Below are 26,790 nucleotides of genomic sequence, written 5' to 3' on the forward strand. Positions count from 1 at the left end.
CCGCCGTGGTGGCCGCCCCCCGAGCCGGAAATGGCCGCGAAGAACATGCCCGCCATCACCGAGACCACCGAGAGCCCGCCACGCATGAAGCCCACCAGTGAATCGGCAAAGCTCACCAGCCGCTCGCTGACCTTGCCCTGGGCCATCAAATCACCGGCCAGGATAAACATGGGAATGGCCACCAGGGCGAACGAGTTGATGCCCTGGAACATCTGCTGGGTGACCACCATCAGCGGCACCCCCGACTGATGCAGGGCGTAGAGCGTGCTGGCGCCAATGGCAAAGGCAATCGGTATGCCCAGCAGCATGAACAGGAAGAACAGCCCGAACAGCACCAGCGTCATAGCACTTCCTCCTGGGCGGTGATGGGCTGCCCGTGCACCAGCACCTCGATTATGTCTACCAGCGCATACCACGCCATGATGCCCGCCGAGAGCGGGATGACGGCGTAGACGTAGGTCATCGAGAGGCGCAGCGCGGCCGACTTCTGAAAGCTTTGTACCTGCATGTAGCGATGGCCGATGACCACCAGCGTGACCATGAAGGCCAACACGATGGCCAGCGCGGCCAACCTGGCCAGCTTGCGCAGCGGCAGGGGCAGGGCATCCACCGCAAAGGTGACCGCAATGTGCCGCCCACGCTGGAAAGCCAGCGTGCCCGCTAAAAAGGTGATCCACACCAGCAGAAACCGCGCGACCTCTTCGGTCCAGCCCACGGCGCTGAACAGCACCCGTGAGACGATCTGTAGCGTGATTACGCCAATTAAAGCTGCCATGCCCGCAAACACCACGGGCTGGATGATGGCATCCAGCCCGCGTTCAATGCGTTGCAGCAGCGTCAATAGAGGCTGTGCAAACGACATCACTGTTGCAGCGCCTCCTGAATGCGCGGCAGGTAATCACCGAACTGCTGGCCGTACTTCTCATAAACCGGCGCAACGGCGGCCTGGAAGGCTTCCATATCGGGGGAGTCGTTGATTTCCATGCCTGCTTCGCGCAGGGCGGCCAGCTGTTCGGCTTCCATATCGGCGTTCACCTGACGCTCATGCTCGGCGGCTTCCTGGGCGGCCTGGCGGATGACGTCCTGGGCGGCTTCCGGCAGCTGGTTCCAGGCAGGCATGCCCATCACGAAAATCGCTGGGGCATAGGTGTGGCGTGACAGGGTCATGTAGTTCTGGGTTTCATCCAGCTTGAACGAGTGAATCACGTTCACCGGGTTTTCCTGGCCGTCGATGGTGCCCTGTTGCATGGCGGTCAGTGCTTCGGTCCAGGCCATCGGGATGGCGTTGGCCCCCAGCTCGCGGAAGGTATCGGTGTACACCGGGTTTTCCATCACGCGAATGCGCAGGCCATCCAGGTCTTCCGGCGAGTTCACGGCGCGCTCGCTGTTGGTCAGGTTGCGGAAGCCGCGCTCGGCGTAGGCCAGGCCTTTCAGGTTCACGTCGGCCAGCTTGTCCAGCAGCTCCTGGCCAATGGGGCCATCCAGCACGCCATAGGCGGCTTCGGGAGTGGGGAACAGGAAGGGCAATTCGAAGACCGCCATCTCTTCCACGAAGTTGGCCACCGGCCCGTTGGTGATCACGCCCATGTCCACGGTGCCGATCTGCATGCCTTCCAGCAGCGTGCGCTCATCGCCCAGCGAGGCGTTGGGGAAGATCTCGATGTTCACCTTGCCATCGGTGCGCTCTTCCACCAGCTCTTCGAACTTGGTGGCGGCGATATGGAAGCCATCCTGCTCGTTGACCACGTGGGCCAGGCGCAGCGTGACCGGGTCCATATCCGCAAAATCGTTGGCGTTCGCGGCGCCCACCAGCGCCAGTGAGATGCCCAGTGCCAGCGTACTACGTGCAAATGTTTTCATTTATTATGTTCCCAAACGGATCAGGGTAGGTGCGAGGTGCAAAAGTGCCCCCAGAGCATGCACCACCGCAGGGAAAACGGTCAATCATCTACGCGCCGAAAACCGCCAAGCGGCTGGACACCACGCGCCCACACGGGTACGATACGCACCCAAAGCGCCCGTAGCTCAGTTGGATAGAGTGTCGGCCTCCGAAGCCGAAGGTCGCAGGTTCAATTCCTGCCGGGCGCGCCAAACATATCAAGGGCTTACGTTAACGCGTAGGCCCTTTTGTTTTGGCTGTGTCAAATCTGTGTCATCCATGTGTCACGCCTGCCAATATTGCCTTCAAGACTTGCTACTCAGCCGCTGACCTATGGCTTTTATCTGACACCGGTGTGTCACACGCATATTAGCGTTCTGCTACCCAGTGTGTCGCTTGTGGGTATAACTATCGATATTCTCACGTCCGCTTAGCACAAGATGCTTAAGTCGGCTGAGTATCGTAAGCTAGTGCTTATAAGCGCCTGGCGTCCCTCGAACAGGCAACGGAGGGTGTCCAGCAGCAAGCTCTTGCCGAACCGGCGAGGACGGGACAGAAAATAGTATTTGTTCTGGTTGGCTAGGCGCTCAATGAACGGGGTTTTATCGACTTAGTAGTAATCGCCTTCGCGGATATCGAAAAGGTCTGAATGCCAATGGGAAGCTTGCGACGATGGGCGGATGACATGCGGGCCTCCAATGACGATACCGTTCACGCTTGGTGTGGGTGGGAAGTTTAGCACGGTCGCGTAGAGGTAGACTTGTAGCGGTAGTTACCCACCACGTGAAGTGTCGAGTAGAATTACGCCCTCACGACAACGATTGCGATGATGAACCGTTCAAACGGGCGTATGTCCCGCCGCACTACTGCTTTTTTATCACCCAATTTTTCTTCTTTTAGAGGTTTCTGTGTCTGACCACTCCCGCGCCAATGATGCCATGGCCCTCTTTATCGCGCTTCATCAGAATGATTGGCAGGGTTTCTTCGACGCCAATTCGTTGCAGCGCGGCAAGCGTTATGCCAATCAGCGTCGCGTGCTGGGTGAGCTGAGTCTGGAGCTTGATGCGGAGTGGCTGACGTTATCAGGCGACGTGGAGGGGAGCGAGCGCGAGCCTTACCACACGGATGTCACCATTGGCATTCTCGGGCGTGATGAGACGCTCATCACCGACTGTAGCTGCCCAGTGGGTGTCAGGTGTAAACACGCCGTGGCGCTTATCCAGACCTTTCTCAACCGGATGGGCAATGGGGCTGAGGTGTTTGCAGAGCGTCAGCCGCACAACGGCGCTTCGGGCAAGACGGACACGCAGCAATCGCTTAAACAGCGCTGGGAAAAGTGGATCAAGGAACTCGACCAGTCGCCGGCATCCGTGGGCGAGGGGCAACGTGTCGAGGCGACATATCGACTTGCGCTGTTTCTGGACAGCCGTGACCAGGTGGGCCCAACGCCTGTCTTATCCGTGCTGCCCGCCTGGTTGCGTCCTGGCAAGCAGAAGAGCCGCAGTAACGGCTGGGTGGCACCTCGTAGTATTGAAGTCAGTCGGTCAGGAGCGCTAGTGCCGGCCCCCGAGGGAGGTTGGCTCCCCGAGCAGGAGGAGGCCATTGATCAGCTGATGCACGGTGAGCACGAAGTGACGTGGTCAAGCACGCAGCGCATGTGGGCACTGGTGTCACATTCTTTTCAGGCCCGGGCCTTATGGGCGTTATTGGAGAGTGAAACACCCCCATTGCTGTTTCATCGCAGGCAGACGGGCACCCGGCTTGAGCGGGGGCCTACCTGCCAATTGTCACCGAGTTGGCAAGCGGATAGTGAAGGCGTACAACGATTACATCCGACCACCGTGCCAGAAGACACCCTCTCCTCCGAGGCGATCATCGCCAGAGTCGGTCGTGGCCTCTGCTATCTCGACCCCGAACGCGGCCAGTTCGGGCGGATGGAGGGTGCGCCTGAGCTCCTCGACAAGCTGTATCGGTCGCCGCCGCTGCCACCGGACATCAGCGAATGGCTGGGCGAACGGCTTCAGCAGGCACCCACACTGGCTGAACGCCTGCCCACACCGACACGGATAGAAGAGCAAACACTCAAGGATGTTACACCCCAACTCAAAGTGACGATGTGTGTCGCGGAAGGGCAGCTTGGGTTTAGCCATGGGGCGCCACTACCCCGCTGGATTCAGGTGGGCGCCGGCGTGGTGAGCTTTGATTATGCAGGCATTGAGGTACCGCCCGAAGAGGGTGACACCGCCAATGGATACCGGGATGGGCAGCGGCTGACGATACAGCGCGATACCCAGGCTGAGCGGACCCTGGTGTATGGCCTGCCCTCGGGCATGGTGACCCTTGAGCACTTGGAGAAGAAGAGCACGGTACCCGCATATCTGGAACTGCCGCCCTGGACGTTGCTATTGCCTCACCACGGTACGCCGCCCACACGGGCGACAGAGTGGCCAACGCACCTCGCCGGTCCTGATGAGTGGTGGGAGATGATAGACACGTTGCGCCAAGCGGGCTGCCTCATCGAATTCAGTGAAGACTTCCCTAAAGAGCCTATCTATCTTGAGCCCGAGGCGTGGTACGGCGAACTGGAGCCGGCCGGTAACGGCTGGTTTGATTTGGCGTTGGATATTGAGGTGGAAGGCGAGCGGGTTAACCTGCTGCCCATTTTGCGCCAACTGCTCAAGCGCGAGGATTTTCCCCTGGAGCCCCGCGAAGAGGAGGCCGATGACGCGAGCTGGACCTTGGAACTGGACGATCATCGCCGTTTGACGCTGCCCTTGTCTCGGCTGCGTGGGCTAATGACGCCGATCTTGGATTGGCTGGGCGATGAGCGCGACCCCGACGCGTCCGTGACATTGCCGCTAACGGCCGCCGAGAAAGTGGCGCCTGTCGCCGAGCACGAGCGCTGGGCAGGGCGTGAAGAAGTGAGCGCTTTGGCCCAGCGATTACGCGAGCTGCCGGCGAGCTTACCCCAACCACCCGGTTTTGTCGGTGAGTTGCGCGACTATCAGTCCCGCGGCCTGGCCTGGCTGCGTTTTCTTTCCGAGCTCGGCACCGGCGGCATCCTGGCCGATGACATGGGACTGGGCAAGACGGTGCAAGTCCTGGCGCATGTGCTTGATGAGCGGGCTCGTGGTTCGCTCAAGGGGCCGACCCTGGTGATTGCCCCCACAAGTTTGGTGGGTAACTGGTGCACCGAAGCCGCGCGCTTCGCGCCGGATCTCCAGGTGGTGGCGTTGCAAGGCGGCAAAGCCCAGCGTGAGCGTCAGTTCGCGGAGGCGCTACCCGATGCCGACCTGGTCATTACCACCTATGCGCTCCTGATCCGCGACCTTGAGCGCTTGGGCGAAACGGCATTCGGCCTGTTAGTGCTTGATGAAGCCCAAGCCATCAAGAACGCGGCCAGCCAGACCGCGCGAGCGGTGCGCGCGCTAAAGGCCAAGCGTGCCGTGGCGATGACCGGCACGCCACTGGAGAATCACCTGGGCGAGCTGTGGGCTCAATTGGATGCTGTGGCGCCAGGCGCGCTGGGTAGCCAGCAATGGTTTGGTCAGCGCTTTCGCACGCCTATCGAGAAGGAGGGAGATGTTGCGCTTCGCGAGCAGCTCTCTCGACGCCTAGCGCCGCTGATGCTGCGCCGGACCAAGCAGCAGGTGCTCGGTGAACTGCCCGATAAGACCGAGACGCGTCGCGAAATCACCCTGAGCGGTGCTCAGCGAGAACTCTACGAGAGCCTACGTCTCGCCCAGCACCAGCGCGTGCAACAAGCCGTTGCCGAACGTGGCCTAGCCGGTTCCGGCATCGTGATGCTGGATGCGCTGCTCAAGCTGCGCCAGGTATGCTGCGACCCGCGGCTGGTCAAACTCGACAGCGCCCAAAAGGTGCGTCGCTCAGCGAAACTTGATCAACTGCGGGAACTGTTGCCGCCCCTGATTGAAGAGGGGCGGCGCATCCTGGTGTTTTCGCAGTTTACCGAGATGTTGGGGCTGATCGGCCAGGCACTGGAGAAAGATGGTATCGCCTATACCACCCTAACGGGCGATACCCCCGGTAAGACGCGAACACAGCGCGTAGCGCGCTTTCAGCAGGGGGAGGTGCCGGTTTTTTTGATTAGCCTCAAGGCCGGCGGCACCGGGCTCAACCTCACCGCGGCGGATACAGTGATTCATTACGACCCTTGGTGGAATCCGGCGGTGGAAGCACAGGCGACAGGCCGTGCCCATCGCATGGGCCAGCAGAACCCGGTGTTTGTCTACAAACTGATGTGTGCCGGTACCGTGGAAGAGCGCATTCACGACTTGCAGTCGCGCAAGGCAGACCTGGCCGCGTCCATCTTGGAAGGCGGTGCCGAACGCCAGAGTGACGGCCCGCTATTCGACGAGGAAGACCTGGCGCTGCTGTTTGCGCCGGTGGCGTAGTTCAGGCATCAAAGCAAAAACAACCTCCATGCCACTGCCCTAAGGCCACGCATCACCCGCCATGGTATTCTGTTGCCAAACGATTAGCAGGGACACGCGATGGCGACTCATCATCATGATACGGGATATAAAGAGCTATTCAGCCACCCCGAGTTCGTGCAGCAACTGATTGAAGGCTTTGCCCCTTCCGACATCGCCGGGCTAATGAACTTCGCGACCCTCAAGAAACACAATGTGTCATTACATTACGCCCTTGTTTGAAGAGAAGATCGAAGACGTGGTGTGGTCGGTGGAGGTGACTTGGCAGGGTATGAAGCAGGACGTATTTCTTTACATTCTGCTGGAGTTTCAGTCATCAGTTGACCGCACCATGCCGATTCGGTTGATGCACTACGTTGCCTGCTTTTACAGCGAGCTGCTTAAGCAGAAAGCCATCGTTCCCAGACAAGGCTTGCCACCGGTGTTTCCAGTGGTTCTGTACAACGGCGCCAAGCCTTGGACGGCACCGCTGAACATATACGACATGATTCGGCCGGAACCGCCGAGTTTCCTGCAGGTCTACCAGCCGCGTCTTCGCTATTACCTGGTCGACGAAGGGCGCTATACTAACGAAGAGTTAGGCCTGCGCCAGACACCGCTTAGTGGTGTTTTTGGCGTGGAAAACGCTGGAGAAAGCTGGGAAGCTCTGCAAAATGCGGTGGATTGTGTGGTGGCAATTATTCAGGCCGACCCCAACAAGGAACGCACCGACCGGATCATCACTCGTTGGCTAAAGCGGCACTTGTACCGGCTGAGTGCCGAGGTCAATCTGGATCGGCTAGACAGCCAGATGGAGGATAAAGCCATGTTGGCAGAGAACTTAGAAAATCTTGTCAAGAAAGAGCGCCTGGAAGGTCGGCAAGAAGGCCTGCAAGAAGGTCGCTTGGCAGAAGCACGTGAAGTTGTGCGTACTCAACTCAATTTCAAGTTTGGTGATGTGCCCGAGTGGGTAGAAGCGCAGCTTAGCCAAGCCGATCATGATCAATTGAAAGGCTGGATGCGTGAAGTTCTGTTCGCCGATAACCTGGGCGATATGTTTAAGCATTAAGCCTGTTGTTAGCTGAAACTCCCGGGTGATTGAGGAAAGGCGGCATACCTTGGTGTTTTCGCAGTTCACCGAGATGCTGGGATTGATTGGGCAGGCGCTGGAGAAGGACGGCATCGCCTACACCACCCTAACGGGCGATACCCCCGGTAAGACGCGAACACAGCGCGTAGTGCGCTTTCAGCAGGTGAGATTCCGGTCTTTCTGATTAGCCTCAAGGCTGGCGGCACCGGACTCAACCTCACGGTGGCTGATACCGTGATTCATTACGACCCTTGGTGGAATCCGGCGGTGGAAGCACAGGCGACAGGCCGTGCCCATCGCATGGACCAACAGAATCCCGTGTTTGTCTACAAGCTGATGTGTGTCGGTACCGTAGAAGAGCGCATTCACGACTTGCAGTCGCGCAAGGCAGCCCTGGCCGCTTCCATCTTGGAAGGCGGTGCCGAACGCCAGAGTAGCGGCCCGCTATTCGACGAGGAAGACCTGGCACTGCTGTTTGCGCCGGTGGCGTAACTTAAGTGGATGGATGAGGCCGGAGATATTATGTGTCAGTGGCAAGCGTTTCCACCTCAAACGCTACGATTTGGCGCTCAATGCTGGAAAACTCCACGCCAATGAGATGAATGGGCATGCCACTGGCACGGTGTTTGTCGGCATAGCCTTTGGCTTTGATCTGCTCCAGTGCTTTTCCCTCAGGCAGCTGCTCCACGACCTTGAACTCGAAAAGGTAAATATGCCCGCCGAAGTCGACGCTCATATCGACTTTACCCCGGTGGCTGGCGTCTTCCACCGTCACGCCCACCCCCAGTGCCGCGAAGTGGCTGTAGAACACGCTGGCATAATGCCCTTCGTATTTGGCAATGGGGTTGTTGCGATACCAGTCGTGGGGCAGGCCGGCGTAGAGAGCTTTGAGGTGACCTTCCAGCCCTGCTAGATCATGCTCATGCAGTACCTTAAACAGCGCCAGTTGATAGGTTTGCGCGTCGCTGTCTGGGATACCCAGCACGGGCAACAGAAACTCGTTCAGGCTGCTTTCGACTTCCCGGTTAGGAAACCCCAGCGAGTACAGCTGGTAGCCCACCATCGGCTCCTGCATATCCTTGATGGTGATATAGCCGGTCTGAAACAGCAGTGCCTCGGTTGCGATGTCATCGACATCAAAGCGGCCCAACAACTGTGCCTTGGCCTGAAGGGTGCCAAGTTGCGGGGTAAACACACCGCGTGCTTTCAGCAAGTCCACCAAAAACGTGGGCGTGGCGCTCTCAAACCAGTAAGGGCTAAATTTACGCTCTTCTAGCAATAGCAGCACATCAAAGGGGTTATAGACCGCTTCAACGTCCTGCCCACCCCAGCGGTAGCCGTTATACCAGCGGCGAATATCTTCACGGTCAAGCCCGGGCAGCTCCGGTGCAAAGACGGTATCGACATCGTGGTCGGTATAGCCGCAGATGGCGGCATAGTCAGATGAAAGCGTGATATCGCGCAGATTGTTCAGCCCCGAAAAGAGGCTGACTTTGCTGAATTTAGAGACACCCGTCAGCAACACAAAATGCAGGTGTGGGTCGGCATCCTTGAGCACGCTATACAAATTTTTCAGCCCCTCGCGAAGTTCGCGAGCCCTGTCAGCGTCGAGGATATTATCCAATATGGGCTTGTCGTACTCATCAATCAGCACCACGACGCGTTGCCCATGGACATGCTGGGCGTGCTCGATCAGGTTGGCGAAATCGTCGGCAATTCGCTCAGGCGGCGGTGTCTCAATTTTCAGGTTTGCTCGCTGCTGTTGCAGCTGATAACGAATGTTGGCGTCCAGGTCCTGGCGGCTGTTAACCACTCCGCTGGAGAAACTGAGGCGTAGTACCGGGTGTTGCTGCTGCCAGTCCCACTTATCGTGAATATAAAGTCCTTCAAACAGGGTTTCATGGCCTTCAAACAGGCAGCGCAACGTATCCAGCAGCAGGCTTTTACCAAACCGTCGCGGGCGGGAGAGGAAATAGTAACCGCCCGTTTCAGCCATGGTGTGAATCAAGGGCGTTTTGTCGACGTAGTAATACTGACCCTTGCGCAGCTTCTCAAAGGACTGAATGCCAATGGGGAGTTTACGGCGTTGAGCAGATGACATTGAGGACTCCCATGATAACCTGTTCGCTTGTGTCGTTGGCGATGAGTTTAGCACGGTGGCAAGTAGGGCAGGTGGTGATTCAACATCGGTTCGTGCCACCCGTGCTGCCGCAGGAGGCGGCAAAAAAGGGGCTCTGAAGAACCGCTAGATCATGCCCTTGGCCGCAGTCGCGGGGGGTTAACCACCAAAATTCATTTGGTTTGCGATCGTCATGGTTGGCCTCTGGCATTCACGCTGTCTCCCGGCCAAGAGGTAGACTCTCGGCACTTTATTTCGACATTAGAGAGCGTTTATCTGCCTGGTAACGTAGGGTGCCCGCGCAAACGTAGTCGCTATATGGTGGCTGATAAAGGCTATGACAGCGATGAGCTGCGTCGTTATTGCGATAGGCACGGGATGAAGCCGGTCATAGCTCAACGCAACATGTATCGAAGAAGGCGGCCAGGTCTACCTAGACGGTTTGATAAGCCTAAATATCGACAACGAAATGCGGTAGAACGCTGTTTTAGCTGGCTAAAGGAGCTACGCCGCATTGCCACACGCTACGATAAGTTAGCAAGCAGCTTTAGGGCGATGGTATGCGTGGCATGCATAGACCGCTGCCTGCGAGCTAACTTTTCGTACAAAGCCTAGTGAAACGCTGTCGTTGATTCCCCGCGTGATGGTGGAATTTGCTTGCAGGTTGGTCGCCATGCGATTACCAATCGCTTGCCCTGCTGCATCATCCTTTGCACTATTAATCCGAAGACCAGAAGAAAGTCGCTCAATACTTGTCGACAGCTTTGCGCCAGTATTATTCAGGTTTTGCTGTGCCTTGAGCGCAGCAAAACTGGTGTTGATCGTCGCCATTGTTCCGCTCTTCTTGTCCACGATAGTGAGATATTGCGACAAATATTAAAATAAATTTAGCGTGCTGGCGAGTGAGATGATGGGACGTCTGTTGTCGTGCTGCGACTGCAACTCTCATGATGCGGTATGTGCTTGAGGTAACCAGCCTGATTGGTGTTGCTTAACTGCTTGATTTGTGGCTTGCAAGGCTCTTTCTGTATTCCCCAAACGGCACCACATGCTCAACGAAGCGGCGCACCTTGGCGAGTTCTCCCAGGTGTTCGGGGTAGACGAGGTAGTAGGCGTTGCGGCTGAGCAGTTGGTACGGCCATGCCAGGGCGAGCCGTTGGCTCTCCAGCTCTTCATTCACGGTGAAGTGGGGCACCAGTGCCACGCCGCCGCCTGCCATGGCGGTTCTGACCAGCATGGGGAAGGTTTCGAAACGGGTGCCGTGGTAGCTGCGCTCGGTCATGACGTGCTGGCTGGCAAACCAGTGGTGCCAGGCATCCGGGCGGGTCGAAAGGTGGAGCAGCGGGCGCTGCGTCAAATCATCGAGTGAATGAATCGGGTGCTGGGCCAGCCAGGCTGGGGAGGCGACGGCGACCATGAGGTCGTCGGCCAGCTTGTGGCAGGCCAGATTGGGCCAGCTGCCGTGCCCATACAAGAGGGCAATGTCGATGTTCTCCTGCTCCAGGTCGAAATCCTCGACGCGGTCGTGAAACGCCAGGCTGATACCAGGATGCGCCGCCATGAACGAGGGCAGCTTGTTGGCTAGCCAGCGGCTGCCGAAGCTGGGCAGGGTGGCGATGTTGAGCACTTCGCTGTGGCCGCTGTACGTCATGATGGCCTGGGTGGACATCTCGATTTGGGTCAGCACTTTGCGCACATCGCTCAGGAAAATCGCCCCTTCGGGGGTCAGCAGCAGGCTGCGGCGTACCCGGCGAAACAGCTTGTGCTCCAGGGTGGTTTCCAGCTGTGCCACCTGTTTGCTGACCGCGCTCTGGGTCAGGTTCAGCTCATCGGCAGCCCGGGTGAAGCTCATGTGGCGGGCGGCCGCTTCGAAGCACTGCATGGCGGTGATGGAAGGAAGATTGCGCATGGTGAACGCGGGCGCTCCTGGGCATGCGTCACTCAACGGAATGACGGTAAGGGATCCCACCCTACCAAAGGGCTCCCTTGGGCGCCATACTGTTGGGTACCCGGTGCTCGCCGCTCTTTATAAAAGCCTTTAAGCATTCCTTTTTGGCATGCATTGAGTGCTTTTTTTCGTTTGTGGTTCGCTCCCCGAGTCGGTTTGATAGAACGCAGCGCAAGCACGTGTCATGAAGAGGCCATGAGGCTGGCGACGCGTGCCGTTCTTTATCGACCCAGAGAGCCACAACATGTCCTTTATCACCACTGATGCAATACGCGACCGTTTTTCCAAGGCGATGTCGGCCATGTATCAAGCGGAAGTGCCGCAGTACGGTGCGCTGCTGGAACTGGTCGAGCGGGTGAACCAGGAAACCCTTCAGCAGCAGCCCGCGCTGCACCACCGCCTGGAGGCGCAGGGCGAGCTGGCCCGGCTGAGCGTGGAGCGCCACGGGGCGATTCGGGTGGGCACCAAGGCCGAGCTTGCCATGTTGCGCCGGTTGTTTGCGGTCATGGGCATGTACCCGGTGGGGTATTACGACCTCTCGGAAGCGGGCGTGCCGGTGCACTCTACAGCGTTTCGGCCCATCGAAGACGAGGCCCTCGCGCTGAACCCTTTCCGAGTCTTTACCTCTTTACTGCGCCTGGAGCTGATCGAGAGCGAGACGCTGCGCCAGCGCGCCGAGGAGATTCTGGCCCAGCGGGATATCTTTACCCCAGCGGTGCGGGCGCTCATCCAGCGCCACGAAACCCAGGGCGGGTTGTCCAGTGAAGAAGCCGACCAGTTCGTCAGCGAGGCGCTGGAAACCTTCCGCTGGCACCAGGAAGCGACCGTCGACCTGGAAACCTACCAGGCGCTGCACGACGAGCATCGCCTGATTGCCGATGTGGTGTGTTTCAAGGGGCCGCACATCAACCACCTGACGCCCAGAACCCTGGACATCGACGAAGCACAGCGTCGTATGCCGAGCATGGGCATGAACCCCAAGGCGGTGATCGAAGGGCCGCCCCGTCGGGAGTGCCCCATGTTGCTGCGCCAAACCAGCTTTCGGGCGCTGGAGGAGTCGATTCGTTTCGCCGGGGAGGCCCAGGGCACGCATACGGCGCGCTTTGGCGAAATCGAGCAGCGCGGCATGGCGCTGACCCCTAAAGGGCGGGCGCTTTATGATGAGCTGTTGAACCAAGGGCGTGCCCAGACCGCTGGCCTGGACAATGACGCCCATCAGGCCATTATGGAGCGCGTGTTCGCCGCGTTTCCGGACCACCACGAGGCGATTCGCACCGAGCAGCTGGCCTACTTCCACTACCACCTGACCGACGCCGGGCAGGCAGCCAAGGGCCGCGCCGAGCACGCCGACCTGGCAACGCTGCTGGCCCAGGGGTGGGTCGAGGCCCAGCCGATCACCTATGAAGATTTTCTGCCCGTCAGTGCCGCCGGTATTTTCCAATCCAACCTGGGCGGCAGCGAAAACGGCGCTTACGCCGGTAACGCAAACCGCGACGCCTTCGAAGCCGCCCTAGGCGCCCCGGTGCAGGATGAGCTGGCGCTGTATGCCGAACGTGAACAGCGCTCGAAAGAGGCCGTGTTGGTGTGGTTGGGGGGGGGAGGACTGACAGGGGGGTAGAGCTTATTCCAGAGCCCAAGATGGGCATATTACCGTAGCGATGGTTTTAATCAGGTCACAGAAACTCAGGTGTGCCAAGAGGTCTGCAGGGTACTATGAAAATGATGCCGACGGTGATTGCCAGAAATTTCAACATGTTATCTCTCCTTGATTGCGATGATTAGCTCCTCATGAGCTAACGAGATAGGTGTATCCTTAGTTCATATACTGGACCCAATGTAGAAGCTAGCCGGTGTTTGTGCAAATTTTGAGCACAAGCAGTTATGTGCTTTGCTCAGCTATCTTCATGAAAATGAATGAAATATTTTAAAGATAGCTGGCGGTGCGCGCATTTTCTCGACTGCTTCACGAAGCTTGAAGCTCAATGCTAGGCACTGATCGTCGAGCGGATCAAACGTCCTTTTTCCTGCAGGAGCGGCAGGTGGTGTTTAAGCAGCGTCTCCATGTCGACCCTGGCCGCATTGGTGCTGATATTGATGGCGCCCAGCAGCTTTCCATTCATATCAAATGCAGGGACGGCCAACGATCTCAAGCCTGGGTCCAGCTCCTGGTCAGAGATGGCATAGCCTTGCTGACGAACCTTGTTGATGCATTTTTTAAGGTACTCTTTATCGGTAATCGTTTTCTCAGTATGGCGTTCGAGCACAATTCTCGATAAATAGGCATCCAATGCCGGTTCGGAGAGCTGAGCAAGCAGCACACGGCCCATGGAGGTGTGGGCCGCAGGCAGGCGTGTGCCCACAGAGAGCGAAATAGACATCAACCGATGGGGGGCTGCGGAGCGTGCGACATAAATCACCTCATCGCCATCCAGAATGCCTAGTGATGACGATTCCCCGCACTGCGCAGTAATATCCTCCAGATACTGCTGGATCACACTGCGGTAATTGTTGGCAGAGAGAAAAGAGTAGCCGAGCTGTAATACTTTGGGAGACAGCTCAAAGTAACGCTGCTGTTTTCTAACGTATCCCAGCGCATGTAGCGTCAGCAAAAATCGACGTGCTTTTGCGCGGTTCATGCCGGTGCGCGCAGCCACTTCGCTGAGGGTCATTCTGGGGTGTGAATCGTCAAACGCCATGATGACTTCCAGGCCGCTGGCAAGGGCGGTAACAAAGTCTCTGTCATCAGGCTGCAGGGCATCTGCCTGTAGAATATCTGCCATGTTGCATTCTCATTGGTGGATGCTTGGTCAGGCAACAATGTAGCATATTGTTCGAATGCCGAACAATTATTCCAGGATCAGCAATGCCTCTTCCAGTTGACTCAGGTCATTGATGACCACGGTATCGGCAGGGAAAGGGGATTGATGGGGCTCGGCCGCGACGCCAATGAATCGCGTGCCATTGGAGCGGGCCGCGCGGTAGTCATTGTAAGAGTCGCCAATCATGACGGTGTGCTTTGCGGCGTGGCCTTGTCTGACCAGCAGCTGCCCCAAACCAGTGGCTTTATCAGGCGGTGCCCCCACCGTCTCAATAAAGAATTGCGCAAGCTGCCGCTGTCACCGAGTTTATTGCGGCGGCGAAGCAGGTCGGTGCTGCGGTGGTGAGCGGTGTCAGCCTGTTCGTCTTTCAAGGCGTCGACGCCTTCAAGTTTTTTTGTGAAGATGACGCCAAACGCGAGGCAGCAGCGCAGCAATCGGCCACGCTATTTGCCCACTATCGCCGCCAACTGCTGAAGGAGAATGATGCATGAGCCAGGCTAAAGTGCTTGTCCTGCATGGGCCCAACCTGAATTTACTGGGCACTCGGCAGCCGGAAATCTACGGCTACGAGACGCTGGAAGACGTCAATAACGCGCTGCGTGAAAAAGCCGTGATGGCGGGATGGACGCTGAACTGCCTGCAGAGCAACCATGAGGGCGCCCTGATCGATGCCATTCACGCTGCACGCCTCGATGGCACCCAGGCGATCATTATCAACCCCGCCGCTTATACCCATACCTCTGTGGCTATCCTGGATGCCCTGAATGCCTTCGAGGGCACGGTGATCGAAGTACACATCTCCAATGTGCACAAGCGTGAGCGCTTTCGCCACCACTCCTATGTCTCACTGCGGGCCGATGGTGTGATTGCCGGGCTGGGTACCCAAGGCTACCAAGCGGCCCTGGACGCGGTGATGAAAGCCGCCGATCAGTAACACTCGCGGGAGCCATATCGCGCCTGATGACGAGCCGCTTCCTATTAAGGGCGGCTCTGGCCGTCACGAAGCGCACATCATTGGCGCTATCAAAAAGCCAGCCAAGGGGTAAGGCTGACCAGCCAGAGAATGAGGCTAAGGGTAAAAAAGAAGCCACAGTGGCTACCAGCATTGCTGCAGCGCTGATACCCCCCAGGTCATAGCGTTGCCCTAGCAGTGGGTAGATACTGATCATCGGAGCTGCCGAGAACAGCAGTGCCCCTACGAGATAAATAGGCTCGATGCCGGGTACCAGCAAAAAGACGATAAGGATGACCAAGGGGTGCAGGATGAGTTTGCCGATCACGATTTGGCTCACGTCTCGCGCCATGCCTTTGATCTGCAGGCCAAAAAGAGTGCCCCCGATCACAAACAGGGCGGCCGGGCCTGCTGCATTGGCCAGCATGTCAATGGCTTTCCTCAGTGGCAAAGGAATGGTGACACCGGTCACCGCCAGCAAAATACCCACACACAAGCCGACGAGTACGGGATTTTTAGCACATGAAGATGCGGTTTCCTTGATATCGAATCCATTGAGCTGGTGCTGAGAGGTGTGCATGATGGATTGTGCTACGGCGCGATCAATGCACCAGTTCTTGCTGAATTTTATATTCAAGGATTACACATGCTTAGCCAGCGTGCGCTGTTATATCTAAACGAGGTGGTACGCCGTGGCTCATTGCGGAGGGCCGCCGCGCATATCAATGTAGACGCCTCTGCACTCAGCCGACAGTTGAAAGCCCTGGAGGAGGAGCTGGGTGTGCAGCTATGCGAGCGTCACGGTGGCGGCATGCGGGCTACCGAGGCAGGGCGGCTGCTCATTCAACACTATCATGCTCAGCGGTTGTCGGAAGAGGCCGTGCTGTCCCAATTGATGGCCATTCAGGAAATGGCTCAAGGCGAAGTGCGCATTGCCGTCGGTGAAGGGTTTATCGCGGATTTGATTGCGGCGCCCCTGGGGGCGTTCATGTCGCGTTTTTCGGGTATCAAAGTGGAAATTCGCATGGCGGGCGTTAATGAAGCCATGACCCTGGTGAAGGAGATGGAGGTCGACCTGGCGTTACTCTATGCGCCCCCCGTAGACCCACAGATACATTGCCATGTGGAAACGCGGCAACCGCTGGACCTGATCGTGCCGCCAGAGCACCCCCTTGGGCGTCTGTCACGGGCTGCCCACCTGAGCGACATCGAGCCTTGGCCGTTGGCCCTGATGGATAACCCGTTTGGTATGCGCCAGATGGTCAATATGGTAGCCCATCAGGAGCGCCGCTATCTGGATGCTCGCCTGCACACCAACTCAGTGTCGGTTCTCAAGAACTTCGTGCGTTCAGGCATCGGGGTGACTTTCATGCCTGAATTGACGGTTGCCGATGAAATAGCCAGAGGCGAGATCACTGCACTGCCCATGGCCTATCCGATCATGAACGGTGCGCGGGCACAGATCGTGAGTCTGGAAGGCCGCCAGCTGACCGTCGCCGCGACGACCTGTGTCGAGCACCTGCGCCGGGGCATGCGTTTTTTCTCTGCCGATGCCCCTCGTTTGTGTTAACGGATGTGACGTCGCCAGCGGTTTTCGATGGTATCGAGCTCTGCCGGGCCGTAACGGGCGTGCGGGTGACCTCCATAATGAGCCCATAGCTGGTCACCCAGATCGAAGTGCCACCATTCGCTGGGCAAATTGGTGAAGCCTTGTTGGCGCATGGCATGGTAAAGCAGCCGGCGGTTGTCGCGTACGTGCCTGTGCTCTGTGGATGACGTGTCGAGGTGCTCGTAGTGGTCGGTATGTGACGCTGGCACTGCTTCATCGAACAGCGTTCCCATGTCCAACGGGATGCCATCGTCATCGCAGAGCGTGACATCCACTGCGCCTCCGGTGAGGTGGGGGCTAGGCGCAGCAGGGTCACGACTAGGCAAGGAAACGAATTCACGTGTTCGGGTCAGTAGCTCTGCCTCTTCTGCCTGAGGGTGCTGATGCCGAATCGCTTCATGCAGCGTATCGAACAGGTATTGCTGAACACGCCAGGGTCGCCATCCATCGAGCACCAGTAGCTTGATGCCCTCAGGGAGAGAGCGCGCCACGGCTAGCAAGGCTCGATATACCCCTTCACGTACGAAGCACTCAGGAATGGCGCCGGGAATGCCCAAACGGGCGTAGGCGGGAAATACCACGATAGGGGAAGGTGCCAGGCTCATGGGAAGCAGCCGTTCGTGACACTCCTGAATAGCAATACGGCTGACGGTGCTCCAGTCGGGTGAGGGCTGACCGGGAATGGCCGTCAAGGCCGTAGAAGCAATGGCTGAAGCAGTGGGCATCTCGGTTATCCAAGTAGTCTAGGCAGAAGTAACGTCAACGATGGGAAAAAAATCAGTAGCAGCAATACGGCAATGGCAGTGAGCACGAAGGGCCAGATGGTTTTAAACAGCGAGACGATTTCCAGTCGGCTCACAGCGGCTGCCACAAAGACGCAGGCACCCATGGGGGGGGTGATGAGCGCAATCGTGATGTTCAGCGTGATGATGACCCCAAGGTGCACCGGATCGATACCGGCCATCATGGCGACGGGGGCAAAAATGGGTGTCAGCAACATGAGTGCAGACACTTCTTCCATGAACATGCCCGTCATGAAGGTGATGGCGCTGAGCAGCAGCAAGATGATGACTGGGCTCTCCGCATAGGGGGCGAGCAGCATGACGAACTGCTGAGGCACCTGGGCGTAGGACAATAACCAACTGATCGTGGCCGAGGCGGCCATGATCAGGAAAATAGCCGAGGTCAAACGGGCGGTATCCTTGATGGCTTGCCAGCACTGAGTGATGTTCAGCCCGCCTAGCACGACACCGCACAGCGCCACGTAGAGCGCAGTGAGTGCTCCAGACTCCGTTGGAGTGACGACCCCCAGGACGATACCCGCCACAATGATCACCGGTGCGATGAGCGCTGGCAATGCGACGAGCGTGGCCAGACCAATCGCTTTGACGCTGGGCAGTTTGCCGCTTTTCGGCAGGCCCACTTTCCAGGCGTACCAGGCGTTCATGCCCATGAAGGCGGCGCCGAGCAGCAGGCCTGGAATAATGCCCGCCAGGAATAGATCACCGACAGAAGTATTCGTCAGTGACGCATACAGGATCATGAAAATACTCGGAGGGATGATCGGCCCTATGAGCGAACTACCGGCGGTGAGGCCTGCGGCAAAGGCGCGTGAGTAGCCCTCTTGTTCCATGGCGGGCACCAACAGTGAGCCGAGTGCCGAGGTATCCGCGACCGCGGAGCCATTGACGCCTGCAAAAAAGACGCTGGACACCACGTTGACATGCCCCATGCCTCCGCGTAGGTGGCCGACCAGCAAACGAGCCAGGCCCATCAACCGCTCGGTCAGGCCGCTGGCATTCATCAGATTGCCAGCCAGGATGAAAAGGGGAATGGCCATGAGAGAAAAGGCATTGATACCGCCAAAGAATTGCTGCGGCATCATGCGTGGGATCATGGTCGGATCAACGAATAAAAAGCCTACCAGTGCCGTCGTGAGCAGCGCGATGAACAGCGGTAGCCCGAGCAGCACGTGTACCAGAAAGGCGCCCAACATGGCCAGAATCATGACGGTTCCCCTGCATCGGTTTGCTCTTGGGGAGTGGGCTCCAGAAGGCCTGGCAGCGGCGCAGGCCCATACCAAAAGACGTGCCAGGCCAACAGCGAAAACCCAATCGGCATGGACATGAGTGGCAGGGTGCGGCTTACGCCTAACCCTGACGTCGTAAACATGCTGACCGACTGCGCATAGCGATAGCTTACCCAGGCAGCCCCTACGGCCACGCCCAAGGTCAACAGCCATTGATAGAGGTTGAGCAAACGTGCCAGTGGTGCAGGCAGTAGGCGCTCCATCAATGCGACACGCATATGGCTGCCTTCGACCCACACGGCCCCGGCAGCGATGAGTACCGTACCAATGATGAGAAAGCGGGAAAGTTCGTCAGTCCAGATGGGGGCACCACCGACGAAGTAGCGCATGATAACGCCATAAATGATGACCCCCAGGTTGGTGAGCAGCAGCAGGGCAGCCACCGTCAGGGAAAGCGGGCGGGTCACCGCCAGCATGCGAGTTCGAAGCGCGTGCATGAGAGTCTTGTCCGCAAGGTGAAGTCAGCGAGGACAACATGATCATTGTCCTCGCTGAGTGGATGAGCGCAGTACGAGAGGTTAGTCGAGCAGCTCTTCTTGCCCGACATCTTCCAGGGCCAGTGCTATCCAATGCTGGTCAATGCCTCGGTCGCTGAGCCATTCGAGGTAAGCGGGCTGACCAATTTCTCGAAAGGCCAGCAGCTCTTCCTCCGAGGGGCGAATGACCTCCATACCTTGCTCTTCCAGGTAGGCAATGCGTTCTTCGACCTGGGCCTCATTATGTTCGCGAGCCTGCTGGTTGGCTTCCGCGACGGCTTCCAGGAAAGCGTTGCGCGTCTCCTCCTCCCAGCCCTCGATCATCTGGCCGTTACCCACCAGAAACTGATTGGAGTACTGGATGTTGGCCAGCGTGAGGTAGGTTTGTACCTCATGCAGGCTGCCCAGAATGATGTACATGGGGGGATTCATTTGGCCATCGACGACGCCCGTACGCAGCGCCATATAGACTTCAGTCCACGGGATGGGGGTGCCGGATGCGCCAAAGGCTTCGTACAGGGCGACCTGGCTGGGGTCCATGGCTCTAAAACGCAGACCTGCGAAGTCATCAGGGTGAGAGATAGGCGTCTTGTTGTTGGTAAAAGCTAGAAAGCCGCCCTCTTCAACGACCGCCAACATGTCGATGCCTGAACGCTCCTTGACGACTTTCTCGACTTCCTGCCAATAGCTGCCTTCATCGAAGAAGTCGCGTGCAGCATCGAAGTCATCGAATAGAAACGGGATGGCACTGACAAAAATTTCATCGGCAATCGGCGACACGCCTGCAAAGGACGCGATATTCAGCATGGGCGAGCTCATGGTCTGCTCCATGCGCTCCTGCTCTTCACCCAACATGCTATTGGGGTACAGGCGAAGCTGGATCTCGCCATTGGTTTTCTCTTCGACCAGTGATTGCAGGTTGGTGGCAAACACATGCACCGCATTTTTATCGGGGTCCGGTGCGCCGTTATAACCCAGGTTGATGGTGGTTTGTGCCATGGCCTGTGTGGCCATCATGGCGCTACCCACCAGGCAGGCAGTGGCTAGTGTTTTGATCGACCTGCGAGATGCATCAAACATCATGTTCGTCTCCTGTGTTCCCGTGCAAGATGACGACGGGAAAGTTGTTGTGACGCTGTTTTTTTAATAAGTCATGAGCCGAGTAAACTGCTGTGAGTTGTCAGTTAAACGAATAGGCTGGCAGTCACGGGCCTCTCAAGCAGCGTAGAGGTTGTCGTGTTGACTATGCAATCCTGAAAGTGTTGTTTTAATTGCAACGAAAGAGCGCCCGTTCCACGCCTGGAGACGATTCTGGTGACGCCTATGACCCTTCTCGATAAACGGGTCTTCTACCTGTTGGAAAGCAGTCGCTGTGGGCATCTATAACGCTAAGCGACTTGACTGGTAGGAACGAGTACCAGAAAACGTTGGGGTTGTTGCATCAGCTGATGCCCAACAGCCAGCTTTGCGTCATGCCGACCAAAGGGCATTGCATTCACATGACCTACCCGGACGCCGTCGTCGAGCAGGTCATTCGCTGGCTGAACAAAGCTGCCTGAGCGATGGCCCAGGCGGCTTTGCCATCACTTGACGGGCTTGGACGCCGCCAGCGTGTAGAGGAATTCCAGCCCTAACGTGGCGGCAGCCAGCGAGGTAATGTCGCCGTGATCATAGGCCGGATTGACTTCCACCAAATCCATGCCCACCAGCTCCATGCCGACCATGCCGCGCACCACCTTGAGCATCAGGTCCGTGGAGAGACCACCGCACACGGGGGTGCCGGTGCCGGGCGCAAAGGCCGGGTCGAGGCCGTCGATATCTAGCGTCACGTAGGCGGGGTGATGACCTACCCGCGCGCGAATGCGCTCCAGCACCGCCGCCGGGCCGTGGTCGTTCACCCAGTCGGCGTCCAGCACCTCGTAAGGGTGGTTGTGGCGGTCATAGCTGGTACGAATACCAATCTGCAGTGAATGCTCCGGGACGACCAGGCCTTCCTTCAGTGCATGATGGAAGATGGTGCCGTGATCATAGCGTGTGCCTTGCTCGTAGGTGTCGGTGTGGGCATCGAAATGAATCAGCGCCAGCGGGCCGTGTTCACGGGCATGGGCGCGCAGCAGCGGCAGGCTGATGTAGTGGTCGCCGCCCAGCGTCAGCATCTTTTTACCCGCTTTCAGCCAGCGCATGGCGTGGCTTTCCAGGTTGTCGATCAGGCTATCCGGTTCGCCGTAGGCGTAGTCCAGGTTGCCTGCATCGCAGACCCGCAAGCGCTCTTCCAACGCAAAATCCCACGGCCAGCGCTTGCCTTCCCAAATCAGGTTCGCCGTGCTTTGGCGAATCGCATTAGGCCCCATGCGCGTGCCCGAGCGTCCGGAGCAGGCCAGATCAAACGGCACACCGCTGACCACGACCTCGGCGTCGGTCGCGCTTGGGTCGGTGGCTTTGGGTACCCCCATGAAGGTGGAGATGACGTCACCAAACAGGCTCGGCATGATCTGCGATGGGTTCACCTAATGTGTTCTCCTAATTAGCGTGCAGCGGGGGAAACGTGGGTTCGCGAGGCGAGAAAGCGCGACGATAAGGAATTTTTGGCGATGAATGAAATGAATGTTTAGAATGAAATCATTCATCTTGTGGATAGTGAGCCCTCATGCGTTCGTTACGCCATTTTGACCTGAATTTGCTGCTCGTCTTCGAGATGCTGATGCGCGAGCGCCATGTCACCCGTGCGGCGGAAAAGCTCCATTTGAGCCAGCCCGCCCTGAGTCATGCGCTCAAGCGCCTGCGTGAAGCGCTGGATGACCCGCTGCTGGTGCGTTCCGGGCAAGGGCTGCAGCCGACCCCCCGTGCCTTGGCACTGTTGCCGGTCGTGCAGCAATCCCTGGCCGCCCTGCAGGCGGGTCTGGCGCCCCCCGCGACCTTTGCGGCCGCCACCAGTACGCGGCACTTCACCCTGGCCACCACGGATTATTTCGAGGAGGTCATGTACCCGGCGTTTTTGAGCCAGCTGCTGCGCAGTGCGCCCGGTCTCAGTTTTTCGATAGAGCTGATTACCCCCGACGTGCTGAACGAGGCGTTGGAGCAGCGCCAGGTGGATATGGTGGTGGGGCTGGATCGCCAATCGTCGTTGCCTAGCGGAGTCGTGCAAACGCCCTGGCTGCATGAGCAGCTGGTGTGCCTTGCGGCGCAGCACAACCCCCATGTGGGTGATGCGCTGACGCTGGAAGCGTTTGCTCAGCTGGCGCACGTCGAATTGGCCGACATCAGCGGCTTGCTGCCTAGCCCCATCGAGAACTGCCTGGCTCAGCACGGGTTGACGCGCCGTGTCATCTCCAGAAACTTGAACTACATTGCCGCTGCCCGCGTGGTCGCCCTCACCGATGCCATCATGACCCTGCCACGCCAGATGGCCGAGCGCTTCGTGGCCATGCTGCCGGTACGCATGGTGACGCCGCCCGCTGCGCTGCCCGCCCTCACCATGACGCTGATCCAGCACAGTCTCTACGCCAATGCGCCTGCCAATGTCTGGCTTTACCAAGAACTCACCGCCTTTGCGGCGCAAGTCAGTCGGCACCGTGCCCCTGGCTAGCGTTTACGCCCTTGGTCGTGTGTGTGATGACGCCGCTTCAATAAACGCTGTGCGCTTAGTAAGGTGCAGGTAAGCGCTCCCTGAATAGGCCAATAACAATGATCGCACGCTATAAACTCCTAATTGCCGATGATCATCCGCTGGTACGTGAGGCGATGGCTCGGGTGATCCGCGAAGCCTACTCCGACGCTGAGGTGATTGAGGTCGAGGATTTCGACGAAGCACTGGCCTATGCCCAGCAGGACCCCGACCTTGATCTGATTTTGTTGGATCTGAACATGCCGGGGATGAATGGATTGACCGGATTGCTGCATCTGCGTAACGAGCAGCCGACGATTCCGGTGGTCATCGTATCCGCCGAAGAGGATAAGCAGATTATTCTGCAGGCGGTTTCCTGCGGTGCGGCGGGGTTTATTACCAAATCATTGCCTCGTGACCAGATGCGCCACGCCATTGCCCAGGTGCTGGAAGGCAATATCTTTCTACCTGCTGATGCCATGCGTGCGCCGGACAGTATTCGTAAACGTCGCCATCAGGATCAAGGCTTTACCGCAGAACAGCTGCGCCTGTTGACCCGCAAGCAGCTGCAAGTGTTAGAGCACATGACCCGCGGTGAATCTAACAAGATGATTGCTTATCATCTCAATATTGCGGAAACCACGGTGAAAGCCCACGTGTCGGCGATTTTACGCAAGCTGGGGGTAACCAGTCGCGTACAAGCGATTTTATCCGCCAACGATATCGATTTTTCCCAGTTCCTCAATCGTTGACTCGTTAAATTGATAGTGACCAGCGCTATCCAGCCAGTGGGTTTGCCAGCGGCCAACGCTGTTTATTTGGGTGAGCAAGTCGCCAAGCGCCTGTGAATGGAGGCTTTGTTGCCCAAGCCGATGCAGTGGCTGACGGGTACCTGCCAAGAGGCTTTGCCACTGGAGAATCAGCGCAGCCAGTGGCGTTTCAGGCGGTGTTAGCGTTGGCAGGTGCGCCTGTAGAACGCCATTCGACGTTTTCCAGAGGGCATCAGTGATTGCTATTAGCTTTTCTTCTATCCGTTTTTCCTCTATCTCCTTTATCAGCTTCCCCCCTGTGGAGACCGCTTCTTTGCTGATTTCCCCCACATTGCTGACTTGCCCCGCATTGCTAGTTTGTACGACATAGCCAAGTGAGCAGGGCGCGCCGTCGCCCCTGCGAACCGCTGCCACATAGCCCAAGTGATGGTCATCACGTGCCTGCTGAAAAAAAGCCGCGCTGTGATGCTGCTCCGCAAGTGCTAATAGTAATCGCTGGCTGGGAGTGCCCGGTAGGCTCAGTGTCCGCATGATGGCGGTGCTGGATGGTAAGTCGGCGAGAGAAGCCTGCACCGTGTGTTTTTCAATGCGACTCGCCAAGTTCGCTAGTGTGTTGCAAACGACTGCGGCTTCTGTGTCATGGGAAACCCATAGCGCAGGTGTGGCAGGCAGCGGCGTTAAGCGCTGAACCAGCTGCTGAGCCAGCAGTCCTTCATGAGCGTTGGGGGCAGCTAATGTGGCTTTTTCTAATAGCGCCACCATAGCGTGATTGGCTTGACTCCCCATCACTATTACCCAACTACCATGGGGCGAGTTCTCTTGCTTGAAGACAATGCCCTGAAGCGCCAGCCGCTGAGCGATGAGCGGGCTGGGGACAATCATTGCTCCCGGCACAAAGCAGGCCGCCCAGGCGTTATCGGCAAGTGCACCGAAATCCTCATCAACAGCGTACTGACCGCACCAACACTGCACGTTGGGGAAAGGCGTTGGGGAAGCATCAACAGCGCGAGGTGAAGCCGATGTAGGCGCGTTACCGATTAGCCAACGGACGTTGTCAGCGGAGAACGGGCTTGGGGCCGGTTGATGTTCAGAAGGCGGCGTAGCGAAACGACGAGCAAGCGTTTGGCGGCGGGCGTGTGCAAACCAAGCAGGGGCTAACTGCACCGTATCAGCGGGTGGCTGCCAAATAGTGTCGTGATCGTTAGGTGTTGTCCCGGGCAGGGGTGTGAAGAAGATTGCTAAGCGCTCACTTAGAGCAGCCGCAAGGGCTTTCACCTGTTCTTGTGTTGCAGTGCCACTTAACAGTAAGCCAAAGGCGTCTGTCGCCCCGCTAGGTGCCAGAGTTGCGCGGTAGTCGGTAATCGAATCAGGAAATTGTTCTACAAAATAGCCTTGCTGTACCGCATCAGCTAAGCCGCTAAGGGCGATAAGCTGATGACGTGCAATGGCCGATGGCAACGGCCACAGTAGCTCAACGGTATTGCTCGTACTGGCTACCTTCGCGCTGAGCTGGCGGCTCCAACGGGACGCAATAGCAAGCGAAGGCGCGTTGGGTGGTGATGGACTAAACCGCGCTGCCATGTGTTGGGTAAGGCGCGTCATGTCTACTATCTCCCAGGGGCTGATAATGGCGATGTTAACGCGGCCGCCATGGTAATAGGCGCGATGAAACGTGGTGAGCGCTTTAAGTAGCAGCGCCGTGTCACTGCCTAGGGTTTGCGCGTTGCCATGGCGGCAGCCTGCACCAACATGCTGTGGGTCAGCAAGTGCCGCGAGGGCATCCAGACGTTGCATTTGGGCGCTGTTCTGACGGGCATTCCACTCGGCATCGATCGCCGCCACTTCAGCGCGAATAGTCGATAAGGGCAGCGGTGGCCTGGCGAGCTGACGGGCAACGGTGAGCGCCGCTGCTTCTAGTTTGTTTGCTGGTATCGAGAAGTGCACATCAGTGACGTAGTCATCAGTATGGGCATTCAGGCTGCCTTGGTGCTGGGCAAGCCAGGTGAGCAGGCTGGTGTTAGAAGAGGCTTCCAGTGGCGCTGTGGTCAGCACGTGCTCTAACAGGTGGGCCAGCCCAGGTAGGGCGGGTGGCTCATCCAAATAGCCTGCCGCAATGGCGATGCTAACGTGAGCGCGGGTTAACTGGGGCGCCTGGGCCAGCACTCCCTGCACCCCGTTAGGTAGGGAGATACAGGGTTGTTGGAAACTGAGCTTAGCCATTGAGCAGGCTACGCAGCAGCGCGCGCAGTTTGCCGGGTCGTACCGGCTTGTTTAGCTGCGGAACGCCTGCATGACGCAGCCGCCTCTGCCAGTGGTCAGAGCGGTCGGCACTGAGAATAGCTGCTGGCAAGTGCGGGTCGTGCCAGTGCTGGCGAAGTTGGCGAATAGCCTCTAGGCCAGTGACGTTATCATCTAGGTGAAGATCAACTAACAGCATATCCGGTGCCTCCTGGCAGGCTTTAGCGGTATCGACATCCAGGGCGGTATCACAGCTGATCTGCCATTCGCTGAGCAGCAGCGCCATGCCTTCCAGAATCGTCGGCTCGTTATCCAGGATCAGCACGCGCAGCCCTTCGAACTCGGCGCCAGCGGAGGGCGGCGTGCTAGGGGCGGGGGCTTGGCTAAAGGAAATGCCGCTAGCACGGGGTACCTTAACCGCAAAACAGGAGCCTTGGCCGGGTGCTGAGCGCACCGAGAGTGGGTGCTCTAGGCGCTGGCTAATTCGCTCCACAATGGCAAGCCCTAAGCCCACGCCCTGGCGGTCACGCGCGCGGGTGGCGTTGAGTTGGTGAAACTCGCGGAAAATCAGTTGGTAGTCGCTTTCGGGAATGCCAATACCGCTATCAACCACCTGCACGGCAAGGCTGTCGTCACTATGGCGGCGGACACCCAGGCAGATCCCGCCACGCTGGGTATAGCGACAGGCGTTAGCCAGAAAGTTGCGCATAATGCGGCTGAGTAGATAAGGGTCGCTGGTTACCGCTTGATGAGAAGGCACATAG

General features: G+C 58.0%; 26 protein-coding genes, 1 tRNA gene and 2 pseudogenes. 12 read left to right on the forward strand and 17 right to left on the reverse strand.

The genetic code is table 11. The annotated features are described in order from the left end of the window. The 3 genes from B7L71_RS03175 to B7L71_RS03185 form a co-directional block, all read right to left on the reverse strand. Window positions 1–344 (reverse strand): TRAP transporter large permease subunit (locus B7L71_RS03175; protein WP_139790031.1); only part of this gene is annotated, 344 nt, incomplete at its 3' end. Further along, window positions 341–862: a TRAP transporter small permease gene (locus B7L71_RS03180; protein ID WP_016915340.1), complete on the reverse strand. Its 522-nt coding sequence runs from the start codon at window positions 860–862 to the stop codon at window positions 341–343. The genes B7L71_RS03175 and B7L71_RS03180, both read right to left, overlap by 4 nt. Then, the gene (locus B7L71_RS03185) at window positions 862–1,860 is read right to left on the reverse strand and encodes a TRAP transporter substrate-binding protein (protein WP_081135952.1); all 999 of its coding nucleotides are present in this window, start codon (window positions 1,858–1,860) and stop codon (window positions 862–864) included. The genes B7L71_RS03180 and B7L71_RS03185 overlap by 1 nt, the downstream gene beginning before the upstream one ends. 154 nt (window positions 1,861–2,014) lie before the next feature. Here B7L71_RS03185 and B7L71_RS03190 point away from each other — a divergent pair. Next, window positions 2,015–2,091, forward strand: a tRNA-Arg gene (locus tag B7L71_RS03190). A gap of 218 nt (window positions 2,092–2,309) precedes the next feature. On the opposite strand, the gene B7L71_RS17545 is transcribed toward B7L71_RS03190, so the two are convergent. Next, window positions 2,310–2,471: an AAA family ATPase gene (locus B7L71_RS17545; RefSeq protein ID WP_083844203.1), complete on the reverse strand. Its 162-nt coding sequence runs from the start codon at window positions 2,469–2,471 to the stop codon at window positions 2,310–2,312. Between the two features lie 316 nt (window positions 2,472–2,787). Here B7L71_RS17545 and B7L71_RS03200 point away from each other — a divergent pair, with 316 nt between their 5' ends. The 4 genes from B7L71_RS03200 to B7L71_RS03210 all read left to right on the forward strand — a co-directional run bounded on the left by B7L71_RS03200 (window position 2,788) and on the right by B7L71_RS03210 (window position 7,894). Further along, the gene (locus B7L71_RS03200) at window positions 2,788–6,294 is read left to right on the forward strand and encodes a DEAD/DEAH box helicase (protein ID WP_081135954.1); all 3,507 of its coding nucleotides are present in this window, start codon (window positions 2,788–2,790) and stop codon (window positions 6,292–6,294) included. A 99-nt stretch (window positions 6,295–6,393) separates the two neighbouring features. After that, window positions 6,394–6,555, forward strand: a complete 162-nt coding sequence (locus B7L71_RS17550) for a hypothetical protein (protein ID WP_162129523.1) — start codon at window positions 6,394–6,396, stop codon at window positions 6,553–6,555. Then, window positions 6,527–7,381: an Rpn family recombination-promoting nuclease/putative transposase gene (locus B7L71_RS03205; protein WP_249273161.1), complete on the forward strand. Its 855-nt coding sequence runs from the start codon at window positions 6,527–6,529 to the stop codon at window positions 7,379–7,381. The genes B7L71_RS17550 and B7L71_RS03205 overlap by 29 nt, the downstream gene beginning before the upstream one ends. Before the next feature lie 189 nt (window positions 7,382–7,570). Continuing rightward, window positions 7,571–7,894 (forward strand): helicase-related protein, encoded by a 324-nt coding sequence (locus B7L71_RS03210; protein WP_081135956.1) that lies wholly within the window; start codon window positions 7,571–7,573, stop codon window positions 7,892–7,894. Window positions 7,895–7,922: 28 nt separating this feature from the next. On the opposite strand, the gene B7L71_RS03215 is transcribed toward B7L71_RS03210, so the two are convergent. Further along, on the reverse strand, window positions 7,923–9,503 hold the full coding sequence (locus tag B7L71_RS03215; protein ID WP_081135958.1) for an ATP-binding protein: 1,581 nt from the start codon (window positions 9,501–9,503) through the stop codon (window positions 7,923–7,925). A 76-nt stretch (window positions 9,504–9,579) separates the two neighbouring features. On the opposite strand from B7L71_RS03215, the pseudogene B7L71_RS03220 reads away from it, so the two are divergent. Further along, window positions 9,580–10,136: pseudogene (locus B7L71_RS03220) on the forward strand (IS5 family transposase); the annotation flags it as partial. Here B7L71_RS03220 and B7L71_RS17840 read toward each other — a convergent pair. Together B7L71_RS17840 and B7L71_RS03230 are read right to left on the reverse strand one after the other, a co-directional pair. Continuing rightward, entirely contained in the window at window positions 10,056–10,352 is a 297-nt protein-coding gene (locus B7L71_RS17840) for a flagellin N-terminal helical domain-containing protein (RefSeq protein WP_081135962.1), read from the reverse strand. The pseudogene B7L71_RS03220 and the gene B7L71_RS17840 sit on opposite strands and share 81 nt — an antisense overlap. A gap of 160 nt (window positions 10,353–10,512) precedes the next feature. Beyond that, window positions 10,513–11,430, reverse strand: coding sequence for a LysR substrate-binding domain-containing protein (locus B7L71_RS03230; protein WP_081135964.1), 918 nt, complete (start codon window positions 11,428–11,430; stop codon window positions 10,513–10,515). Between the two features lie 283 nt (window positions 11,431–11,713). Between B7L71_RS03230 and hglS the strand changes: the two genes are divergently transcribed. After that, window positions 11,714–13,087, forward strand: a complete 1,374-nt coding sequence (gene hglS, locus B7L71_RS03235) for a 2-oxoadipate dioxygenase/decarboxylase HglS (protein ID WP_081135966.1) — start codon at window positions 11,714–11,716, stop codon at window positions 13,085–13,087. Window positions 13,088–13,454: 367 nt separating this feature from the next. On the opposite strand, the gene B7L71_RS03240 is transcribed toward hglS, so the two are convergent. After that, the gene (locus B7L71_RS03240; protein WP_016915329.1) at window positions 13,455–14,249 is read right to left on the reverse strand and encodes an IclR family transcriptional regulator domain-containing protein; all 795 of its coding nucleotides are present in this window, start codon (window positions 14,247–14,249) and stop codon (window positions 13,455–13,457) included. 66 nt (window positions 14,250–14,315) lie between these two features. Further along, window positions 14,316–14,552: an HAD family hydrolase gene (locus tag B7L71_RS17560; protein WP_272942916.1), complete on the reverse strand. Its 237-nt coding sequence runs from the start codon at window positions 14,550–14,552 to the stop codon at window positions 14,316–14,318. Window positions 14,553–14,629: 77 nt separating this feature from the next. Here B7L71_RS17560 and B7L71_RS03250 point away from each other — a divergent pair, with 77 nt between their 5' ends. Continuing rightward, on the forward strand, window positions 14,630–14,779 hold the full coding sequence (locus B7L71_RS03250) for a hypothetical protein (protein ID WP_237718612.1): 150 nt from the start codon (window positions 14,630–14,632) through the stop codon (window positions 14,777–14,779). Continuing rightward, window positions 14,776–15,222: a type II 3-dehydroquinate dehydratase gene (gene aroQ / locus B7L71_RS03255; RefSeq protein WP_016915326.1), complete on the forward strand. Its 447-nt coding sequence runs from the start codon at window positions 14,776–14,778 to the stop codon at window positions 15,220–15,222. Before B7L71_RS03250 ends, aroQ begins: the two co-directional genes overlap by 4 nt. Before the next feature lie 193 nt (window positions 15,223–15,415). Here aroQ and B7L71_RS03260 read toward each other — a convergent pair. Beyond that, window positions 15,416–15,820, reverse strand: a pseudogene (locus tag B7L71_RS03260) (AEC family transporter); the annotation flags it as partial. A 66-nt stretch (window positions 15,821–15,886) separates the two neighbouring features. Between B7L71_RS03260 and B7L71_RS03265 the strand changes: the two are divergent. Continuing rightward, a complete protein-coding gene (locus B7L71_RS03265) occupies window positions 15,887–16,810 on the forward strand; it encodes a LysR family transcriptional regulator (RefSeq protein ID WP_081135970.1) in 924 nt (307 codons plus the stop codon). Here the strand turns inward: B7L71_RS03265 and B7L71_RS03270 are convergent. The 5 genes from B7L71_RS03270 to speB form a co-directional block, all read right to left on the reverse strand. Then, complete coding sequence (locus B7L71_RS03270) at window positions 16,807–17,574, reverse strand: M15 family metallopeptidase (RefSeq protein ID WP_170919425.1); 768 nt, start codon at window positions 17,572–17,574, stop codon at window positions 16,807–16,809. The genes B7L71_RS03265 and B7L71_RS03270 overlap by 4 nt on opposite strands. A 5-nt stretch (window positions 17,575–17,579) precedes the next feature. Beyond that, entirely contained in the window at window positions 17,580–18,857 is a 1,278-nt protein-coding gene (locus B7L71_RS03275) for a TRAP transporter large permease (RefSeq protein ID WP_081135972.1), read from the reverse strand. After that, on the reverse strand, window positions 18,854–19,375 hold the full coding sequence (locus B7L71_RS03280; RefSeq protein ID WP_081135974.1) for a TRAP transporter small permease: 522 nt from the start codon (window positions 19,373–19,375) through the stop codon (window positions 18,854–18,856). Before B7L71_RS03280 ends, B7L71_RS03275 begins: the two co-directional genes overlap by 4 nt. An 81-nt stretch (window positions 19,376–19,456) precedes the next feature. Further along, entirely contained in the window at window positions 19,457–20,497 is a 1,041-nt protein-coding gene (gene dctP / locus B7L71_RS03285) for a TRAP transporter substrate-binding protein DctP (protein ID WP_081135976.1), read from the reverse strand. Window positions 20,498–20,997: 500 nt separating this feature from the next. Beyond that, window positions 20,998–21,903, reverse strand: a complete 906-nt coding sequence (gene speB / locus B7L71_RS03290; protein WP_081136031.1) for an agmatinase — start codon at window positions 21,901–21,903, stop codon at window positions 20,998–21,000. 158 nt (window positions 21,904–22,061) lie between these two features. Between speB and B7L71_RS03295 the strand changes: the two genes are divergently transcribed. After that, entirely contained in the window at window positions 22,062–23,000 is a 939-nt protein-coding gene (locus B7L71_RS03295; protein ID WP_081135978.1) for a LysR family transcriptional regulator, read from the forward strand. 98 nt (window positions 23,001–23,098) lie between these two features. After that, window positions 23,099–23,770 (forward strand): response regulator, encoded by a 672-nt coding sequence (locus B7L71_RS03300; protein ID WP_081135980.1) that lies wholly within the window; start codon window positions 23,099–23,101, stop codon window positions 23,768–23,770. Here the strand turns inward: B7L71_RS03300 and B7L71_RS03305 are convergent. Both B7L71_RS03305 and B7L71_RS03310 read right to left on the reverse strand, forming a co-directional pair. After that, window positions 23,726–25,951, reverse strand: coding sequence for an insulinase family protein (locus B7L71_RS03305; protein ID WP_249273162.1), 2,226 nt, complete (start codon window positions 25,949–25,951; stop codon window positions 23,726–23,728). The genes B7L71_RS03300 and B7L71_RS03305 overlap by 45 nt on opposite strands. Window positions 25,952–26,000: 49 nt before the next feature. Continuing rightward, window positions 26,001–26,790 (reverse strand): ATP-binding protein (locus tag B7L71_RS03310; protein WP_139790033.1); only part of this gene is annotated, 790 nt, incomplete at its 5' end.

The organism is Halomonas sp. BC2 (assembly GCF_002078115.1).
Lineage (GTDB): Bacteria > Pseudomonadota > Gammaproteobacteria > Pseudomonadales > Halomonadaceae > Vreelandella > Vreelandella stevensii.

Excerpts from the sequence above, each read along its gene's own strand:
- B7L71_RS03185 (WP_081135952.1), bottom strand. The coding sequence starts at position 1,860 with ATGAAAACATTTGCACGTAGTACGCTGGCACTGGGCATCTCACTGGCG.
- B7L71_RS03280 (WP_081135974.1), bottom strand. The coding sequence starts at position 19,375 with ATGCACGCGCTTCGAACTCGCATGCTGGCGGTGACCCGCCCGCTTTCC.
- B7L71_RS03275 (WP_081135972.1), bottom strand. The coding sequence starts at position 18,857 with ATGATTCTGGCCATGTTGGGCGCCTTTCTGGTACACGTGCTGCTCGGG.
- B7L71_RS17550 (WP_162129523.1), top strand. The coding sequence starts at position 6,394 with ATGGCGACTCATCATCATGATACGGGATATAAAGAGCTATTCAGCCAC.
- B7L71_RS03300 (WP_081135980.1), top strand. The coding sequence starts at position 23,099 with ATGATCGCACGCTATAAACTCCTAATTGCCGATGATCATCCGCTGGTA.
- dctP (WP_081135976.1), bottom strand. The coding sequence starts at position 20,497 with ATGATGTTTGATGCATCTCGCAGGTCGATCAAAACACTAGCCACTGCC.
- B7L71_RS03295 (WP_081135978.1), top strand. The coding sequence starts at position 22,062 with ATGCGTTCGTTACGCCATTTTGACCTGAATTTGCTGCTCGTCTTCGAG.
- B7L71_RS03265 (WP_081135970.1), top strand. The coding sequence starts at position 15,887 with ATGCTTAGCCAGCGTGCGCTGTTATATCTAAACGAGGTGGTACGCCGT.
- B7L71_RS17840 (WP_081135962.1), bottom strand. The coding sequence starts at position 10,352 with ATGGCGACGATCAACACCAGTTTTGCTGCGCTCAAGGCACAGCAAAAC.
- hglS (WP_081135966.1), top strand. The coding sequence starts at position 11,714 with ATGTCCTTTATCACCACTGATGCAATACGCGACCGTTTTTCCAAGGCG.
- B7L71_RS03240 (WP_016915329.1), bottom strand. The coding sequence starts at position 14,249 with ATGGCAGATATTCTACAGGCAGATGCCCTGCAGCCTGATGACAGAGAC.
- B7L71_RS03215 (WP_081135958.1), bottom strand. The coding sequence starts at position 9,503 with ATGTCATCTGCTCAACGCCGTAAACTCCCCATTGGCATTCAGTCCTTT.
- B7L71_RS03180 (WP_016915340.1), bottom strand. The coding sequence starts at position 862 with ATGTCGTTTGCACAGCCTCTATTGACGCTGCTGCAACGCATTGAACGC.
- B7L71_RS03270 (WP_170919425.1), bottom strand. The coding sequence starts at position 17,574 with ATGCCCACTGCTTCAGCCATTGCTTCTACGGCCTTGACGGCCATTCCC.
- B7L71_RS03230 (WP_081135964.1), bottom strand. The coding sequence starts at position 11,430 with ATGCGCAATCTTCCTTCCATCACCGCCATGCAGTGCTTCGAAGCGGCC.
- speB (WP_081136031.1), bottom strand. The coding sequence starts at position 21,903 with ATGCCGAGCCTGTTTGGTGACGTCATCTCCACCTTCATGGGGGTACCC.
- B7L71_RS03205 (WP_249273161.1), top strand. The coding sequence starts at position 6,527 with ATGTGTCATTACATTACGCCCTTGTTTGAAGAGAAGATCGAAGACGTG.
- aroQ (WP_016915326.1), top strand. The coding sequence starts at position 14,776 with ATGAGCCAGGCTAAAGTGCTTGTCCTGCATGGGCCCAACCTGAATTTA.